The 15,726-nt window shown below is 69.6% G+C and carries 15 protein-coding genes and 1 tRNA gene; 6 read left to right on the plus strand and 10 right to left on the minus strand.

Features of this window, described 5'->3' with window-relative positions; translation table 11 throughout:
• Positions 1-291: 291 nt before the first annotated feature.
• Positions 292-699 (minus strand): hypothetical protein, encoded by a 408-nt coding sequence (locus tag Z052_RS03350; protein ID WP_094520606.1) that lies wholly within the window; start codon positions 697-699, stop codon positions 292-294.
• Positions 700-827: 128 nt separating this feature from the next.
• Between Z052_RS03350 and uvrB the strand changes: the two genes are divergently transcribed.
• From uvrB to Z052_RS03365, 3 genes are all read left to right on the plus strand, one after another.
• Entirely contained in the window at positions 828-2,882 is a 2,055-nt protein-coding gene (gene uvrB / locus Z052_RS03355; RefSeq protein WP_086216334.1) for an excinuclease ABC subunit UvrB, read from the plus strand.
• Positions 2,883-2,949: 67 nt separating this feature from the next.
• Positions 2,950-3,480: a hypothetical protein gene (locus Z052_RS03360; RefSeq protein WP_086216333.1), complete on the plus strand. Its 531-nt coding sequence runs from the start codon at positions 2,950-2,952 to the stop codon at positions 3,478-3,480.
• A 75-nt stretch (positions 3,481-3,555) separates the two neighbouring features.
• On the plus strand, positions 3,556-4,149 hold the full coding sequence (locus tag Z052_RS03365; protein WP_094520607.1) for a hypothetical protein: 594 nt from the start codon (positions 3,556-3,558) through the stop codon (positions 4,147-4,149).
• 25 nt (positions 4,150-4,174) lie between these two features.
• Here the strand turns inward: Z052_RS03365 and Z052_RS03370 are convergent, their stop codons facing one another.
• Positions 4,175-5,404, minus strand: a complete 1,230-nt coding sequence (locus tag Z052_RS03370; RefSeq protein WP_094520608.1) for an SPFH domain-containing protein — start codon at positions 5,402-5,404, stop codon at positions 4,175-4,177.
• A gap of 182 nt (positions 5,405-5,586) precedes the next feature.
• Between Z052_RS03370 and Z052_RS03375 the strand changes: the two genes are divergently transcribed.
• Positions 5,587-6,891, plus strand: a complete 1,305-nt coding sequence (locus tag Z052_RS03375; protein WP_049933351.1) for an O-acetylhomoserine aminocarboxypropyltransferase/cysteine synthase family protein — start codon at positions 5,587-5,589, stop codon at positions 6,889-6,891.
• Positions 6,892-6,928: 37 nt separating this feature from the next.
• Here the strand turns inward: Z052_RS03375 and Z052_RS03380 are convergent, their stop codons facing one another.
• The 7 genes from Z052_RS03380 to Z052_RS20400 form a co-directional block, all read right to left on the minus strand.
• Entirely contained in the window at positions 6,929-8,074 is a 1,146-nt protein-coding gene (locus Z052_RS03380; RefSeq protein WP_094495148.1) for an aminopeptidase, read from the minus strand.
• Between the two features lie 120 nt (positions 8,075-8,194).
• Positions 8,195-9,007, minus strand: a complete 813-nt coding sequence (locus tag Z052_RS03385; protein WP_094520609.1) for a hypothetical protein — start codon at positions 9,005-9,007, stop codon at positions 8,195-8,197.
• Positions 9,008-9,119: 112 nt separating this feature from the next.
• Positions 9,120-9,596 carry a hypothetical protein gene (locus Z052_RS03390; protein ID WP_094520610.1) on the minus strand — a complete coding sequence of 159 codons (477 nt, stop codon included), beginning with the start codon at positions 9,594-9,596 and terminating at the stop codon, positions 9,120-9,122.
• Between the two features lie 115 nt (positions 9,597-9,711).
• On the minus strand, positions 9,712-11,511 hold the full coding sequence (pepF, locus tag Z052_RS03395) for an oligoendopeptidase F (protein WP_094520611.1): 1,800 nt from the start codon (positions 11,509-11,511) through the stop codon (positions 9,712-9,714).
• A gap of 73 nt (positions 11,512-11,584) precedes the next feature.
• On the minus strand, positions 11,585-12,091 hold the full coding sequence (rimI, locus tag Z052_RS03400) for a ribosomal protein S18-alanine N-acetyltransferase (RefSeq protein WP_094520612.1): 507 nt from the start codon (positions 12,089-12,091) through the stop codon (positions 11,585-11,587).
• A 46-nt stretch (positions 12,092-12,137) separates the two neighbouring features.
• Positions 12,138-13,808 carry a PAS domain-containing protein gene (locus tag Z052_RS03405; RefSeq protein ID WP_094520613.1) on the minus strand — a complete coding sequence of 557 codons (1,671 nt, stop codon included), beginning with the start codon at positions 13,806-13,808 and terminating at the stop codon, positions 12,138-12,140.
• Positions 13,809-13,974: 166 nt separating this feature from the next.
• The gene (locus Z052_RS20400; RefSeq protein WP_186279035.1) at positions 13,975-14,676 is read right to left on the minus strand and encodes a TrmB family transcriptional regulator; all 702 of its coding nucleotides are present in this window, start codon (positions 14,674-14,676) and stop codon (positions 13,975-13,977) included.
• On the opposite strand from Z052_RS20400, the gene Z052_RS03420 reads away from it, so the two are divergent.
• A tRNA-Arg gene (locus Z052_RS03420) sits at positions 14,650-14,722 on the plus strand. The genes Z052_RS20400 and Z052_RS03420 overlap by 27 nt on opposite strands.
• 150 nt (positions 14,723-14,872) lie before the next feature.
• Here Z052_RS03420 and Z052_RS03425 read toward each other — a convergent pair.
• Complete coding sequence (locus tag Z052_RS03425; RefSeq protein ID WP_241897882.1) at positions 14,873-15,505, minus strand: transposase; 633 nt, start codon at positions 15,503-15,505, stop codon at positions 14,873-14,875.
• On the opposite strand from Z052_RS03425, the gene Z052_RS20855 reads away from it, so the two are divergent.
• Positions 15,456-15,656: a hypothetical protein gene (locus Z052_RS20855; RefSeq protein WP_241897883.1), complete on the plus strand. Its 201-nt coding sequence runs from the start codon at positions 15,456-15,458 to the stop codon at positions 15,654-15,656. The two genes, Z052_RS03425 and Z052_RS20855, sit on opposite strands and share 50 nt — an antisense overlap.
• Positions 15,657-15,726: the final 70 nt, after the last annotated feature.

Below are 15,726 nucleotides of genomic sequence, written 5' to 3' on the forward strand. Positions count from 1 at the left end.
GGCGACCGACGAGGCTGGGGAGGTGTGAGGCGCGGTGCCGTGCGGGGTGGGACCCAAAGGGGTAGTCGCCGGTGGCGAAGCCGCCGGCTGCCCGTGGCGCGTAGCGCCACGCTACCGCGAGGGCGCAGTAGGCGTTCAGGAGAGCGAAGCTCTCATGAGCCAATCAGAACGCGGAGCGTTCTGATGACGACGTAAGCACCGCAGGGAGCGAACGGAGTGAGCAACCGAGGAGCGCAACAAGCGTACTGCGCCCTCGCAGTTGGGGCTTTGGCGGTGTTCGTCGCCGATTCGTTACCAACCGCTTATATACGAGTCGCCGGTCGCGTCGAATCTTCTTCCGACCACCCAGTACGCGACGGGGAGGCAGCCGGCGAACGCGACCGGCCAGACGGTCAGCTGGGAGATCGGATCGGGCGGCGAGACGAGGCTCCCGACGACCAGCCCCGCGGGACCGGCGACGGCGACGATCGCGGTGGCCCGCTCCCACCGCGACGGCGGGTACTCGCGAGACCGTCCGCGGCGCCACCACAGCAGGTAGTAGAACAGCACAATTCCCGAGAGCGGTGCGAAGACGCCCCAGACGGCCGGATAGTCACTTCCGCGGGCGTGCGCGTCGAGGTTCACCCAGACGCCGGATGCGAGCCAGACGAACAGCACTAGGGCGGCGCCGAAGGCGACGGGGGGAGTGAGGAGGGACACGACCGGGTGTTCCGTCGGATCAGTAATCGGTTTTCCCCCGAGCGGAACCGTCCGCGCGGAACCGGTTTTGTCGCAGTCACCGACGTAGCCGCGCCGCTCAAGTGGCTCGCCGCCCAACGACGCGTATCGTGAGCGACGCCGACTCCCCCCTCTCGGAGGACCGCCCGACCGTCGACCGCCCGCTCCGCGTCGACGCCCCGTTCGAGCCCGCGGGCGACCAGCCCGAGGCGATCGAGCAACTCGTCGAGGGGTACGAGTCGGGCGCGACAAAGCAGACGCTGCTCGGCGTGACGGGGTCCGGGAAGACCAACACCGTCTCGTGGGTCGCCGAGGAGTTGGACCAGCCCACTCTCGTTCTCGCCCACAACAAGACGCTCGCGGCCCAGCTGTACGAGGAGTTCCGCGAGCTGTTCCCGGACAACGCCGTCGAGTACTTCGTCTCCTACTACGACTACTACCAGCCGGAGGCGTACGTCGAGCAGACGGACACGTTCATCGACAAGGAGATGTCGATAAACGAGGAGATCGACCGCCTGCGCCACTCCGCGACGCGCTCCCTGCTGACCCGCGACGACGTGATCGTCGTCGCGAGCGTCTCGGCCATCTACGGGCTAGGCGACCCGGGGAACTACCGCGACATGGCGCTCCGCCTGGAGGTCGGCGAGGAGGTCGGCCGCGAGGAGCTGCTCACCCGGCTCGTCGACCTGAACTACGAGCGCAACGACGTGGACTTCACGCAGGGGACGTTCCGCGTCCGGGGCGACACCGTCGAGATATACCCGATGTACGGGCGCTACGCGGTGCGCGTCGAGCTGTGGGGCGAGGAGATCGACCGGATGATCAAGGTGGACCCGATGCACGGCGAGGTCGTCTCCGAGGAGCCCGCGGTGATGCTCCACCCGGCGGAGCACTACTCGATCCCGGACGACAAGCTGGAGCAGGCGATCGCGGAGATCGAGGACCTGATGGAGAAGCGGGTGAGCTACTTCGAGCGGCAGGGCGACCTCGTGGCCGCCCAGCGCATCGAGGAGCGGACCACCTTCGACATCGAGATGCTGCGGGAGGCGGGCTACTGCTCCGGGATCGAGAACTACTCGGTCCACATGGACGACCGCGAGTCCGGCGACGCCCCCTACACCCTGCTGGACTACTTCCCCGACGACTTCCTCACCGTCGTCGACGAGTCCCACCAGACGATCCCGCAGATCAAAGGGCAGTACGAGGGCGACAAGTCGCGGAAGGACTCGCTCGTCGAGAACGGGTTCCGGCTCCCGACCGCCTACGACAACCGCCCCCTGACGTTCGAGGAGTTCGAGGAGAAGACGGACCGCACCCTCTACGTCTCCGCGACGCCGGGCGACTACGAGCGCGAGACCTCCGACCGGATCGTCGAGCAGATCGTCCGGCCGACCCACCTCGTCGATCCGAAGGTGGAGGTGACGGGCGCGACGGGGCAGGTCGACGACCTCCTCGAACGCGTCGACGACCGGATCGAGCGCGACGAGCGCGTCCTCGTCACCACGCTCACCAAGCGGATGGCCGAGGACCTCACGGAGTACCTCGAGGAAGCGGGCGTCGACGTGGCGTACATGCACGACGAGACCGACACCCTCGAACGCCACGAGATCATCCGCGACCTCCGCCTGGGCAACATCGACGTGCTCGTCGGGATCAACCTGCTCCGCGAGGGGCTCGACATCCCGGAGGTGAGCCTCGTCGCCATCCTCGACGCCGACCAAGAGGGGTTCCTCCGCTCCACCACGACGCTCGTCCAGACCATGGGGCGGGCCGCGCGCAACGTCAACGGCGAGGTCGTCCTCTACGCTGACGAGGTGACCGACTCGATGGAGGCGGCGATCGAGGAGACCCAGCGCCGGCGCGAGATCCAACTGGAGTACAACGCCGAGCACGGCTACGAGGCGACCACCATCGACAAGCCGGTCAGCGAGACGAACCTCCCCGGCTCGAAGACGGACACCTCGTCGGTCAGCGTCGGCGACGTGGAGAGCGAAGCCGAGGCGAAAGCCCAGATCGAGGCCCTCGAGGACCGCATGGACGAGGCCGCGAGCAACCTCGAGTTCGAGCTGGCGGCCGACATCCGCGACCGGATCGCGGAGCTGCGCCGCGCCTTCGAGATCGACGGCGGCGACGAGGGCGTGCCCGCGCCGATGATCGACGAGTAGCGCCCGATTCTCAGCCCGCGTCACCGTGACGGCGGGGTTTTTACGTCGCTGTGCCACACTCTCGCCCGTGTACCGTCGTGCTGTCGTCTCCGGAGCGCTCGCGGTCGCCACCGCCGGGTGCGTCGACCGCCTCCACGACGTGGCCGCCTCGACGCCGCGCGACCTCGGCGTGCGGAGCCGGTACGTCGACGGCAACCCGATGGTCGACGCGCGCAGCGTCCTCGCGCGCCCGGAGGAGCTACCGACTCACGCCGCTTCCTTCCGGTCCGCCGCCGCGGCCCGCGGCGCGCTCAAACCCGACGCGACCGAGTCCCGCGCGTTCGTCGAGCGCACCGACTTCGTCGACGACGGGGGCGACGCGATCTTAGTGATCGCCCAGCGGCTCACCGCGCCCGAGGTCCGCCTCCGGCTCGGCGGGATCAGCCGCACCGGCGACCACTCGCTTCGGATCGCCGTCGACCAAGGCGGCGTCCGCGGCGAGATCGACGCCGACGAGCCGGTCGTCAAGACGCTCCTGTTGCGCCTCGCGGACGAGCGCGGCCCCCCGGAGCGCGTGATCGTCGCCATCGGCGACGAGCGCGCCGGCATCACGGTGTGACGGTCGGGCCCCCCTCCGCCGCGATCCCGGCTCGGTCCCGCGATCGTTTTGTGGCCGGGACGCTTCCGGTCACGCATGTCACTCCGCAGTCGACTCCTCGGTTCGGCCCTCCTCGTCGTCGGCGTCGCCGCGATCGGTCTCGCGGGAACGGTCGCGCCGGCGTTCGTCCCCTCCTCGTCCGCGGCCGACGGAATCGCGCTGACCGCACCCGCTCCCCTCTCGTCGCTCGCCGCCCCCGCGCTCCTCGCGGCCGGGTCGGTCCTGCTCGTCGGCGGCGCGGCCGCCGCGACCGGGGGCGACGGCTCCGCCCGCGCGGCGCTGGTCGCGCCCGCGTTCGGCGCCGTCGCCGCGCTCGCGTTCGGCGTCGGCCTCGTCGCGGCGCCCGGATCGGCCCCCGCGACGGCGACGAACCCGGCGGCACACGCCGTCCTCACGACCGGTCCGCCCGCGCGGATCGCCGCCGGTGCGGCCGTCGGCGGCGCCGTGGCGCCGGTGGTCCGCGCGACGACAACCGAGGACACCGTCGCCCTCCTCGCCGGCTCCGTCCTGCTGCTCGCGGCGCTCGCGGCGGGGGCGTCCGACCCCCTCTCGTTGGTCACGGGAGGGGTCGGCGGCGCGGTCGCAGTCGCCCTCCTCTGGGCAGTCGACCCGGACCGCTGGCGGCCCTGACCCGGCTCACGATCGCCCGCGCGTCTCAGTCGCTCGGCCGCTCGCTTTCGGCCTCCAGTTCGATGTCGCGGTCGGCCTCGCGGGTCGCCGCCTCCTGCTTGGCGAGGTCGACGTCGCGGGCCGCGTCCCCGTCCCGGGTCTCGTCGGTGCGGAGGTCGTCGTCGGCCACGGTGTCGATCTGTTCGAGGGCGCTCTCGATGTCTTCCAACCCGAGCAGCTTCTCCGTCTCCTCGTCGAACTCCTTGCCCTCTAACCCCTCCATCTCTTGGACGTCGGAGCCGGAGAGGGCCTTGCCGTAGCGGCCGACGAGGCTGGTGAGCTCCTGCGGGAGGACGAAGGTGGTGGACTCGCCTTTCCCGATCTCCTCTAGGGTCTCCATGCCGCGCTCGATGATGGCGCGTTCGCCCATCGACTCGGCGGAGCGGGCGCGGAGGACGGTCGAGATGGCGTCTCCCTGCGCTTCGAGGATCTGGGACTGTTTTTCGCCCTGCGCGCGGATGATGTTGGACTGCTTGTCACCCTCGGCCTGCTCGACCGCGGAGCGGCGTTCACCCTGCGCTTCGAGGATCATCGCGCGGCGGCGGCGCTCCGCGCCGGTCTGTTGCTCCATCGCGCGCTGGACCTCCTGTGAGGGACTCACCTCGCGGACCTCGACGGCCTCGACGCGGATCCCCCACTCGTCGGTGGGTTCGTCTAACTCCTCGTTGATCCGGTCGTTGATCAGCTCCCGCTGCGAGAGCGTGTCGTCGAGCTCCATGTCGCCGATGACGGCGCGGAGGGTGGTCTGTGCGAGGTTCGAGACGGCGTTCTTGTAGTCGTCGACTTCGAGGAACGCCTTCTTCGCGTCCATCACCTTGATGTAGACGACCGCGTCGGCGGTCACGGGGGAGTTGTCCCGCGTGATCGCCGACTGGCTCGGCACGTCGATCGTCTGGGTCCGCATGTCGAACGCGTACGTCCGCGAGACGAACGGGGGGATGAGGTGGACGCCCGGTTCGAGCAGCTCGCGGTACTCGCCGAAGACGGTGAGCGCCTCCTTGTCGTAGGCGTCGACGATCTCGACGGCGCTGACGACCGTGACGGCCGCCAAAAGCACCGCCAGCGCCGCGACGCCGAACGCGAGGCTCTGCCCGAGGAGGGCGACGGCGACGAGGAGGGCGACGCCGAGCGCGAGGTACTGCCAGACCCCGTCCGGGATCTCCCCCAGCAGCTCCTCCAGCTCGGCGGAATCGCCGCGCGGACCTTGTGTTCCCATACCGGAAGTTACGGCCCGACGCTGTTAACGGTTGCCACGAGTTCGCGCGCTGACGCGTCATCTCTCGCGATCCGTCGTTCCCGCCGTCGTCCTCGCACGCGCTTGACCGCCGATCTCAGAGATACCGGAAACGCCCGCGTGGGCCGGTCGGCTTTAACTACGCGGCAGCGGAACAGAGATCCATGCCATCCGACGAGGGGGACGACGGCCCGAAGTTCAGCACGCGAAGCGTCCACGCCGGCTCTGACCCGGACCCGGCGACGGGCGCCCGCGCGACGCCCATCTACCAGACGACCGCCTATCAGTTCGACGACGCCGACCACGCCGCGGACCTGTTCGGCTTGGAGGAGGCCGGCAACGTCTACTCCCGGCTGATGAACCCGACCAACGCCGCCCTCGAAGAGCGGATCGCCTCGCTTGAGGGCGGGGTCGGCGCGGTCGCGACCGCCTCGGGCATGGCCTCGCTCGACGTGACGACGTTCCTCCTCGCCTCGGCGGGCGACAACATCGTCACCTCGTCGGCGCTGTACGGCGGCACCTACACCTACCTCACTCACTCCGTCGAGCGCCGCGGCGTCTCGACGCGGTTCGTCGACCCCCTCGACTACGAGGGGTACGCCGAGGCCATCGACGAGGACACGGCGTACGTCCACCTTGAAACGATCGGGAACCCCGCCCTGGTCACGCCCGACATCCAGCGGATCGCCGACATCGCGCACGACCACGGCGTGCCGCTGTTCGTCGACAACACGTTCGCGACGCCGTACCTCTGCCGGCCGCTCGAACACGGCGCGGACCTCGTCTGGGAGTCGACGACGAAGTGGCTCACCGGCAACGGCACCACGGTCGGCGGCGTCGTCGTCGACGGCGGCTCGTTCCCGTGGGCCGACCACGCCGAGAAGTACCCCGAGATCGCGCAGGACAACCCCGCGTACCACGGGATCAACTTCGCCGAGCGGTTCGGCGACGCGGCGTTCACCTTCGCGGCGATCACTCGCGGCCTGCGCGACTTGGGCGACCAGCAGTCGCCGTTCGACGCGTGGAACACGCTCCAGCAGACGGAGTCGCTCCCGCTGCGCATGGACCGCCACTGCGAGAACGCGGGGATCGTCGCCGAGTACCTCGACGACCACGACGACGTGGCGTGGGTGAACTACCCCGGGCTGGAGAGCCACGAGACCCACGAGGAGGCGAGCGAGTACCTGGAAGGCGGCTACGGCGGGATGCTCACGTTCGGGCTGGAGGCCGGCTACGAGGCGGCTCGCGCGACCGTCGAGGAGGCCGACCTCGCATCGCTCGTCGCGAACGTCGGCGACGCGAAGACGCTCGTCATCCACCCGGCGTCGACAACGCACCAGCAGCTGACCGAAGCGGAACAGGAGGCCGCCGGCGTCACCCCAGACATGGTGCGCCTCTCCGTCGGCATCGAGGACCCCGCCGACATCGTCGCCGACCTCGAAGCGGCTATCGAGGCGGCGACCGAATAGCCGCGGTCCGCCCTTCGCTGCCCCGTTTCTGACAGGGTCAGTTCTCCGCCTCGAAGCCGTCCTCCCACCGGAACGTCCCGTTCCGCTGGACGACCTCGCCGTCGATCTCCATCCGGGAGCGCTCGCTCACGTCGGAGATCATGTCGACGTGGACCGCGCTGTCGTTGCCGGACTCGCCCTCCGGCAGGCAGGCGTCGTAGGCGCGGCCGACCGCGAGGTGGACGGTGTCGCCCATCTTCTCGTCGAAGAGGATCGAGTCGGTGAACCGGTCGATGCCGCGGTTCATCCCGATCCCGAGCTCGCCCAGCCGCCGCGCGCCGTCGTCGGTGTCGAGGACGTCCGCGACTGCCTCCTCGCCGGACTCCGCCGAGAAGTCGACGACCTCGCCGCCCTCGAACGCGAGGTGAACGTTCCGGACCCGCGTCGCGTCGATCGTCATCGGCACGTCGAAGAAGACCTCGCCCTCGGTGTCGTACGGCGCGGTGAACACCTCACCGGAAGGGAGGTTGTGCGAGTCGTACGCGACGGAGGCGGCGGAGTTAACCGCGGTGCGGCCCGCGATCGACATCGTCACGTCGGTGTCGGGAGCGCCGTCGCGCTCGGTGACGATCCGGACCTCGTCGCCCGCGTCGAGGACAGACTTCATCTCGGCCATCTCGTCGGCGAGGGACTCCCAGTCGCGGAGGACGGCGTCGTAGACGAACTCTTGGTACTCCTCGTAGGCCATCCCCGCCTGCTGGGCGAGGCTCCGCGTCGGGTGGACCGTCGACACCCAGTCGGTGTCCATCCGCGCCTCGCGGACGCCCTGCCGCGCCTTCGCGTACGCCTGCCGGGTCGGGCGGTCGACGTCCGCGACCGCGGTGGTGTTGCGCCCGCCCCCGACTCGGAGGTAGGCGTCGGCGGCCTCGAACATCGCGCGCTCGACCGCGGGGTCCGAGTCGAAGTCGTCCGCGTCGACATCGCCGTCGGTCCCGGCCTCGACGCCTTTCAGATAGGCGCGGGAGAGCTCCGCGGAGCCGTACATCGTCGTGGCGTTCGCGCCCCGCTCGCCGAGGGCTTCGGCGACCGCGACCCCCAGCTCGTGGGCGTCCTCCGCGACGCTGACAACCACGTCGTCGCCGGCCTCGATCCGCGCGCTCCAGTCGACAAGCACCTCGGCGTGCTCGCGTACGCGTTCGTCCATGATTACTCGTGTCGCGGGGGAGCGGTAAATCGGTGCCGGGACGGTCGGACCGGTCCCCGCAAGCTGGGCCGCGACGAGTCCGCCCGGTTGCCGCCGACCGTCGAGACCGGTCCGCGACCGTCAGATCAACACTTCGGCGTCGGTGAGGAGCGTTCGCTTCGCTCGTCTTGCCTCCGGCCCCTCCGAAACGATATCGGGCGTGGCGGCCGGCTCGTCGAACCGGTCCGGGTCCGGAGCCCAGGAGTCGAGCAGCTCCGCGAACGTCGGCCCCTGCCGTCCGGTGAGATGGATGAACCCGCCGTACTGCCGCCGTTCGGCCGAGGTCGCGTCCGGGTCCGGGAACGCCTCGCGGATACAGCCGACGCTCTCGCGGAGGTACTCCGCGGCCTCGTGTTGGGAGTACTGGCTGTCCGCGTAGTACTGCTCCTGACCGCGCTCCGTGAGGTCCGCGTCCGCGAGCGCGGAGGACTCGTACCGAACCGCGTCTCGGCTGATCTCACCGCCGAGGAAACTGAGGTTCACCGTGAAACAGTCCGGGTATCGGAGGATCAACAGAAAGAAGATCTGTTCGTCGACAGTGTAGCGTTCCTGTAAGCGGTAGTAACACTCCAAGTAGTACGCGGCGAGCGCTCCGATCCAGTCGTCGCGTTCGCCGTCGAGATACGCGGTCGCGACGTCGTAGTACTCCTCGCCGGCGACCTGCTGTAAGCGGTACTCGAAGCTCTGTCGCATCTCGTCCAGTTCGTCCTCGTACACTTCCGTCAGCGGGACGTCCGGATCGTCGAGTAGCCGGGCCTGCCGCTCGCCGGCGTCCGCGATCCGGGCCATGTTCTCGTGGAGGTCCCGTTCCGCCTCCCTGTCGGGGAGCGGAATTCGAACCGCCTGTCGGCGCAGCGTGTCCGCCCCGGCCTCCGAACGCTCGTGCCACTCCATACCGTCGGTAACTGCTCAGACAGCTAATAAAATTGGAGGATGAGCGGCGGTGGTTCCCGGTGAGCGGCCGGTCGGAACCGGCCACCGCCGTCACTCGGAGTCGAGACCGCCGTCACTCGGATTCCCGACCGACGGTCGCGAGGAGCCCGACCGCGAGCAGTCCGACGCCCACGACTCCGCTCCCGAGCCGCGCCAGCCCGAACAGCGCGGTCCGGTCAACTCGCCCGCGCAAGTACTGACCGAGCACCCGGTACGAGCGGCCGTCGACGCGCAGGTCGTCGACTCCGGCGAGGCGGTCCGCGCAGTTCGCGTCGCCGAGCGCCCACCGACCGGAGGCGGAGGTGCGTTCGACGACGAGATCGAGGGAGCCGGGAGCGATCCGATACCCCCGCATCGAGACGTCGTCGCCGTCGGCGAGGGCGACGGCGGCCTCTGCGCACCTCGCGGGGAGGCCGGTCGCGTTCACGGTCCGGTGTCGTTCGAGCCCCGGTCCCGCGCGGAGCGCCGCCTCCCAGCGGACGACCCTCACGTCCGCGATCAGGGCGAGCAGGAGGAGGACACCCGGGACGACGAGCAGCCTGCGGTCCATCCCGGCGGGCGGGTTCGGCCGAGCGAATCATATGCTTTGGGCCGCCGGCTCGGTCGTTCGGGGACCGGACTGCGCCGGCCCGTCGGAGGGATCAGTCGACTCCCGCGCGTCGGCGTTACTCTAAGTCGAGCAGCGCCGCGATCTCGTCGAGGTACTCGTCGTAGATCCCGACGGCGGACTCGATCGGGTCGGGCGAGGCCATGTCGATGCCGGCGAGTTCGACCACGTCGAGCGGGTAGTCGGAGCCGCCCGCCCGCAGCATCTCGCGGTAGTCGGCGGCGGCCTCGTCGCCCTCGTCGAGGACGCGCTCGACGATCGCGGCCGCGGCGGAGATGCCGGTCGCGTACTGGTAGACGTAGAAGTCGTAGTAGAAGTGCGGAATACGCTGCCACTCGCGCTCGATGCCGCCCGTGAGCTCAGCGGGCGCGTAGTAGTCCCCCTTCAAGTCGCCGTAGATCTCGTCGAACGCGTCGGGGGTGAGCGCGTCGCCGGCCTCCACGCGCTCGTGGATCTCCTGTTCGAACGTCGCGAACATCGTCTGGCGGAAGAGGGTCGAGCGGAAGCGTTCGAGGTACTCGTCGAGGACGTGGGTGCGGAGCTCGTCGTCCTCGACGGTGTCGAGCAGGTGGTGGGTGAGCAGGGTCTCGTTGACCGTCGATGCGATCTCCGCGACGAATATCTCGTAGCTCGCGTCGTGCCACGGCTGCGCGTCGCCCGCCAGCTCGGAGTGCATCGAGTGGCCGAGCTCGTGGGCCAGCGTGTACATCGAGGCGATGTCGTCCTGGTAGTTCATCATGATGTACGGCTGGGTGTCGTAGGTGCCCGAGGAGAACGCGCCCGAGCGCTTCCCGCGGTTCTCGTACACGTCGACCCACCGCGAGTCGAGCCCCTCGGCCAGTCGCTCCTGATACTCCTCGCCCAGCGGCGCGACCGCCTCGATCACCCACTCGCGGGCCTGTTCGTACTCCACGTCCGGACCCTGGTCGCCCGTCAGCGACATGTAGAGGTCGTGGCTCTGTAGCCGGTCGACGCCGAGCGCCTCGGCCTTCAGGTCGGCGTGGCGGTGAAGCACGTCGAGGTTGTCGTCGACGGTGTCGACGAGCGTGTCGTACACCTCGACGGGGACGTTCGAACCGTCGAGCGCGGCGGCGCGCGCGGAGTCGTAGTCGCGGATCTCGGCGCTCGTGACGTGTTCGCGGACGGCCTTCTCCAGCGACGTGCCGACCGCGTTGCGCACGTCGGCCCACTCGTCGTAGAACGTCTCGTGGACGCGCTCGCGGAACTCGCGGTCCGGGTTGGTCTGGAGCTTCGTGAAGTTCGCCTGCGTGATCTCGACCTCCTCGCCGTCCGGGTCCTCGACGACGCCGTAGGTCATGTCGGCGTTCGTCAACATCGAGTAGATCTCGCTCGGTGCGTCGGTGACCTCCGAGAGGTCCGCGAGCACCTCCTCGACCTCGCTCGACCGCGTGTGCGGCTTCTTGCGCAGCACGTCGTCGAAGTAGTGTTCGTACTCCGCGAGCCCGGGCTCGTCGTCGACGAAGTCCGCCACGTCCGCCTCGGTCAGCGACTGGATCTCGGGGTCGAGATACGAGATCGCGCTCGACGCCTCAGAGCCGAGCGACGACGCCTTCGCCGACATCGCCTGGTACTCCTGGTTCCGCGTGTCCTCGGCGCTCCGGAGCCGGGCGTACGTCATCACCTGCTGGAGCTCGCGGAAGATCTCCTCGCGCAGCTCGAGGAGCTCGAGGAGGGTCGCGGCGTCCTCGGTCGCGCGCCCCTCGTAGTCGGCCAGCTCGCCGATCCGGTCGGAAACCGTCTCGTAGGCGGCCTCCCACGCCTCGTCGTCGGCGTAGATGCCGTCGAGGTCCCACTTGTACTCGGCGTCGATCTCGGACCGCTCGGGAACCGAACTCATACCGATCGGGTCGGCCTCCCGGACACTAAGCCTTGGCAAACCCCGCGCCGCAAGCCGATAGGCGTGCGGCGCGTTACCTCGACTCTACACCGTCGCCGCCGCCCGACCCCGCTCGCCCGGCCCACGCGGCGAGGTCGACGACGAGCACGAGCGCGTCCTCGCCGTCGCGGTAGTAGCCGCCGACCCGCCGGACCGGTTCGAACCCCTCGTCGGCGTACAGCGAGCGGGCGGGGTCGTTCCCCTCGCGCACCTCCAGGCGGACGACCGCGACGCCGGTCGCGCGGAGCCGCGCCAGCGCCGACCGGAGGAGGGTCCGCCCGATCCCCTCGCCGCGGGCGTCGGGGTGGACGGCCAGGTCCTTGACGTGGCCGATGTCCCGGCCGTGGTTCGGCGTCCGGTCGGCGACGACGAACCCGACGACCGCGCCCTCACGCTCCGCCACGAGGAACGCCGGCTCGTCCAGCAGTCGCTCGAAGGCGTCGTGCGGCCACGGGTCCGAGAAGCAGGCGCGCTCGATCCGGACCACCGCGAGGAGGTCGGCGCGCTCGGCCTGCCGGACCGTCAGGTCGGCGACGCTCACGGGCCGAATTGGCGGCCGCGAGGAATAAACGCGCCGGGTCCTCCCCCTACCGATCGATCCAGGGCTCCTCGGGGTCGGTGTCGGCCGGATCGGGGGCGCACACCTCGAAGCACGCGCCCTCCGGGATCCGGAGCCGCCGCCCGTCCGGGAGCCCGACGGGGCCGTCGGCGTCGCAGCGGAGTTCGACCGTCCACCCGTGGGACTCGACGATCTCGCGGATGATGTCGAGCCCGTACCCCGTCCCGTCGGCTCGGGTCGTGAACCCGGACTCGAACACGGAGCCGCGGTCCTCGGGGTCGATCCCGGCCCCGTCGTCCGCGACGAGGAACCCCTCGTCGGTGGCGGTGACGAGCACGGTGAGCGCGTCGTCGCCGGACGCCGGCGCCTCCTCGTCCCCGTCTGTCGGCACGTCCTCGCAACCGTCGACCGCGGCTTCTGCCGCGCCCGGCGTCGCGTGCTCCCTCGCGTTGCGGAACAGGTTCTCCAGGGCCTGCCGCATCCGCCCCCGGTCGCCGTACACCTGCGCGTCGCCGGCGACGACCAGCTCTGCGCGCTCGTCGCCCTCGGCGGCGGTCTCCCACGCGTCGCGGGCGACGCTCGCGAGCGCGAACTCGGTCGGCTCGTCCATGCCGGTCCCCTGCCGGGCGAGGGTGAGCAGCTCCGAGACGAGCTGGTCGATCCGTTCGACGGCGCGCTCGCCGCGTTCGAGGGGCTCCGTCTCGCCGCGCAGCCGCGCCATCTCGATGGAGCCGCGGATCACCGACAGCGGGTTCCGGAGGTCGTGCGAGACGATGCTCGCGAAGCGGTCGAGCCGCTCGTTCCGGTCGGTGAGCCGCCGCTCGCGCGCCTTCCGCTCGGTGACGTCGCGGGAGTTGACGAGCAGTTCGCCGACGGGGCTGTCGGCCGGCAGCGAGCGCGTCCGCGACTCCAGCCAGACCCAGTCGCCGTCGGCGGTGCGGTAGCGGTACTCCAGGGTGGGCGCCGCGTTCGGCTCGTCGAGCGCGCGATAGAACCGCTCCGTCACCCGCTCGCGGTCGTCGGGGTGGACGTAGCCGAGCGGGGAGCGCCCGACGGTCGCCCCCTGCTCGTAGCCGAGCACCTCCTCGACGGAGGGGCTCTCGTAGACGACGAGGCCGTCGCCGTCGACGACGGTGACGAGGTCGCTACCGTACTCGAGGAAGGCCCGGTAGCGCTCTGGGAAGGTTCGGTCGACGTCGACTCGACGGACCGTGACGATCCGGCCGCCGAACTCCGGGGCGAGCTCCTCGTCGACGATCGACTCGACCCACGCGTACCCGCCGCTCGCGCGGCGGATGCGGTGGGTGACCGTCCGGTTCGCCGTGACCGCCGACAGCGCGTCGGCCACCGGGTCGCGGTCGCTCGGGTGGACGCGGTCGAGGAGGTCGCTCCCGACGAGCGCGTCGCGCTCGACGCCAACGACGTCCGTCGCCGACGGGCCGGCGAACAACACCTCGCCGTCCACGGCGACGGCGAGGAGGAACCGGTCCGCTTCGACCGAGCCGCCGTCCGGGGGCGCCCCGTCGCGAGTCCCCGACTCCCGGTCGGCGGGCGCGCCGCACGTTCTGACGGTCTCCGGTCGTGTTTCCGCGCGAGCCGCCCGCTCTGCGTCGTCGGTCTCGGGGGGATCCGTCGCCGAGGCGTCGCCCTCGTCGCCGCCGCGGTCGGGCGTCGACGTGTCGGATGGCCGGAAGGTCACTATGGGTTCTACCGACGGTACGGACGTGGGGTGATAAAGCTGCGCGCCGGAGAAATTGGTTTTGATAATCGACGGACGCCCCGATCCATCCGGACCCGGTGCGGCCGTCCAGACTGGTGGTCAGGTCGCGCTCCGACGACCCCCCGAGCGGCCGGATCCGCGGGCGTCACACCTCGTCGACGACGGCCCCGTCCGCCCACGCGGCCTCGAAGCCCTCGTTCACGCGCGCCGCGAATCCCCGGTCGCGGAGGTCGAGCATGCCGAACAGCCGGTCGGGCGAAAGCGGGTCGGCGACCTCTAGGCACACTTCCTCGCCGTCGATGAGATAGAAGTTCCCGTACGCGTCTTCGGTGACGCGTAGCTCGAAGGGCCCCTGCGCGATCGTCAGCGTCGCCCGGTCCTCGTCGACGGCGGCGCGCGCGTCGTCGAACACGCTCGGCGAGATGAGTACGGAGACGTCGACGCCGCCCCGGATCGCCGCGAGGAGCCGGTCGAGGAGCGCCGGTCCGTCGCGGTCGACGTCGAACTGCGCGGAGACCTCGGTGGCGAAGACCACGATCGACTCCTCGGCGGCGTCGATCCGCTCGAAGAGGAGGTCGAGGGAGTCGTCGTCGAGCGCCGCCCCGGACTGCTGTTCGTCGGCCGCCTGTTCGACGCCGCAGGCGCGATCGACGGCGAGAGCGACACGACCGACCGAGCCCGAACCGACGGCGGCGCGTCCGCCGGTGGCGCCGCCGCCGACTCTACGGGCGAAGCGTTCGAGTGGCAGACTGACCCGCGGGCCTCGGACGACGATCCGAGTCAGAAGGGTTAAACGCTCGCCGCGGATACCGGCTCGTGAGGGCGCGTAGCTCAGCGGACAGAGCACTTGGTTCCGGACCAAGATGCCGCGGGTTCAAATCCCGTCGCGCCCGTCACGTTTTCTGACGGAGTAAATTGACAGGACGGCGGCCGGGTGTATATAAGCCGAACCCCCAGTGACGGGTTTGAGTTCGTCACGCAGCGTGACGGGGGCCGTCGCCTTCGTGTGGTTCGTGAGATACACGTGACGGAGTCGGAGTGAACTACCCCACCCTACCGCTCGGGCTGACGCCCTCGCGCTTGAGGGTGGAGCTTCCTGTTTTCACGACGCGCTTTGCATCCACAACCGAGGACACAGGGAGCGCAGTCTCCACAGGCGTTAATTCGGAGCGTCCCGCTCCTAACCGCTTCTTCACACCGCGAGAAAGAATATTCAACGCCGCGTTCGCGTCTCTGTCAGCCTCGAACCCACACGCCGGGCAGGAGTGTTCGCGCACCCACAACGGTTTCTCGGTCGAAACGCCGCAGGACGCACACTCTTTCGTCGTTCCGCGCGGATTCACAGCAACAAAGTACGTTCCTTCGCGTTCGCACTTGTATTTGAGCATCCGCAGGAATGTTCCCCACGCCGCACCTGCCCGGTTCCGCGAGTTTCCCGGTAGTTCGACCAACCCCTTTGCGTCCAAGTCCTCGACCGCCACGAAGTCGTACTCCCGAGCGTAGTAGTTCGAGAGCTTGTGAAGGAAGTCGCGGCGCTTGTTCTTCAACTCGGCGTGGCGTTCTGCCACGACCCGACGCTGTTTCTCCCAATTGTCNNAGGGATTCGACGGCGGTTCCGTCCGTGTCGTGGGCGTACTTGAGAATCCCCACGTCGATGCCGACGCAGTTCTCGGGATTCTCCGGCTTCTCCGGCGGGTCGTCGGGCGTCTCGATGCCGAGAATGGCGTACCACTTCCCGGTAGGTTCTTGCTTGACCGTGACGGTCTTAATGTCGGCGTCGTCGGGGAGGTCGCGGTGGAAGGTGAGCGGGATTTCTCCGAGTTTTGAGAGCCACAGTCGCGTCCGACCGCCCGTGTTCTTGAGCTTGAAGCCGGATTGACTGTAGGTGAAACTGCGG

Source organism: Halorubrum sp. C191 (assembly GCF_002727095.1).
Classification (GTDB): Archaea; Halobacteriota; Halobacteria; order Halobacteriales; family Haloferacaceae; genus Halorubrum; species Halorubrum ezzemoulense.

What these genes read in the sequence shown, in the direction of transcription:
- Z052_RS03380 (WP_094495148.1), bottom strand. Translation starts at nt 8,074, where the DNA reads ATGGACGAACGCGTACGCGAGCACGCCGAGGTGCTTGTCGACTGGAGC.
- Z052_RS03390 (WP_094520610.1), bottom strand. Translation starts at nt 9,596, where the DNA reads ATGGACCGCAGGCTGCTCGTCGTCCCGGGTGTCCTCCTCCTGCTCGCC.
- Z052_RS03385 (WP_094520609.1), bottom strand. Translation starts at nt 9,007, where the DNA reads ATGGAGTGGCACGAGCGTTCGGAGGCCGGGGCGGACACGCTGCGCCGA.
- pepF (WP_094520611.1), bottom strand. Translation starts at nt 11,511, where the DNA reads ATGAGTTCGGTTCCCGAGCGGTCCGAGATCGACGCCGAGTACAAGTGG.
- Z052_RS03370 (WP_094520608.1), bottom strand. Translation starts at nt 5,404, where the DNA reads ATGGGAACACAAGGTCCGCGCGGCGATTCCGCCGAGCTGGAGGAGCTG.
- Z052_RS03375 (WP_049933351.1), top strand. Translation starts at nt 5,587, where the DNA reads ATGCCATCCGACGAGGGGGACGACGGCCCGAAGTTCAGCACGCGAAGC.
- Z052_RS03365 (WP_094520607.1), top strand. Translation starts at nt 3,556, where the DNA reads ATGTCACTCCGCAGTCGACTCCTCGGTTCGGCCCTCCTCGTCGTCGGC.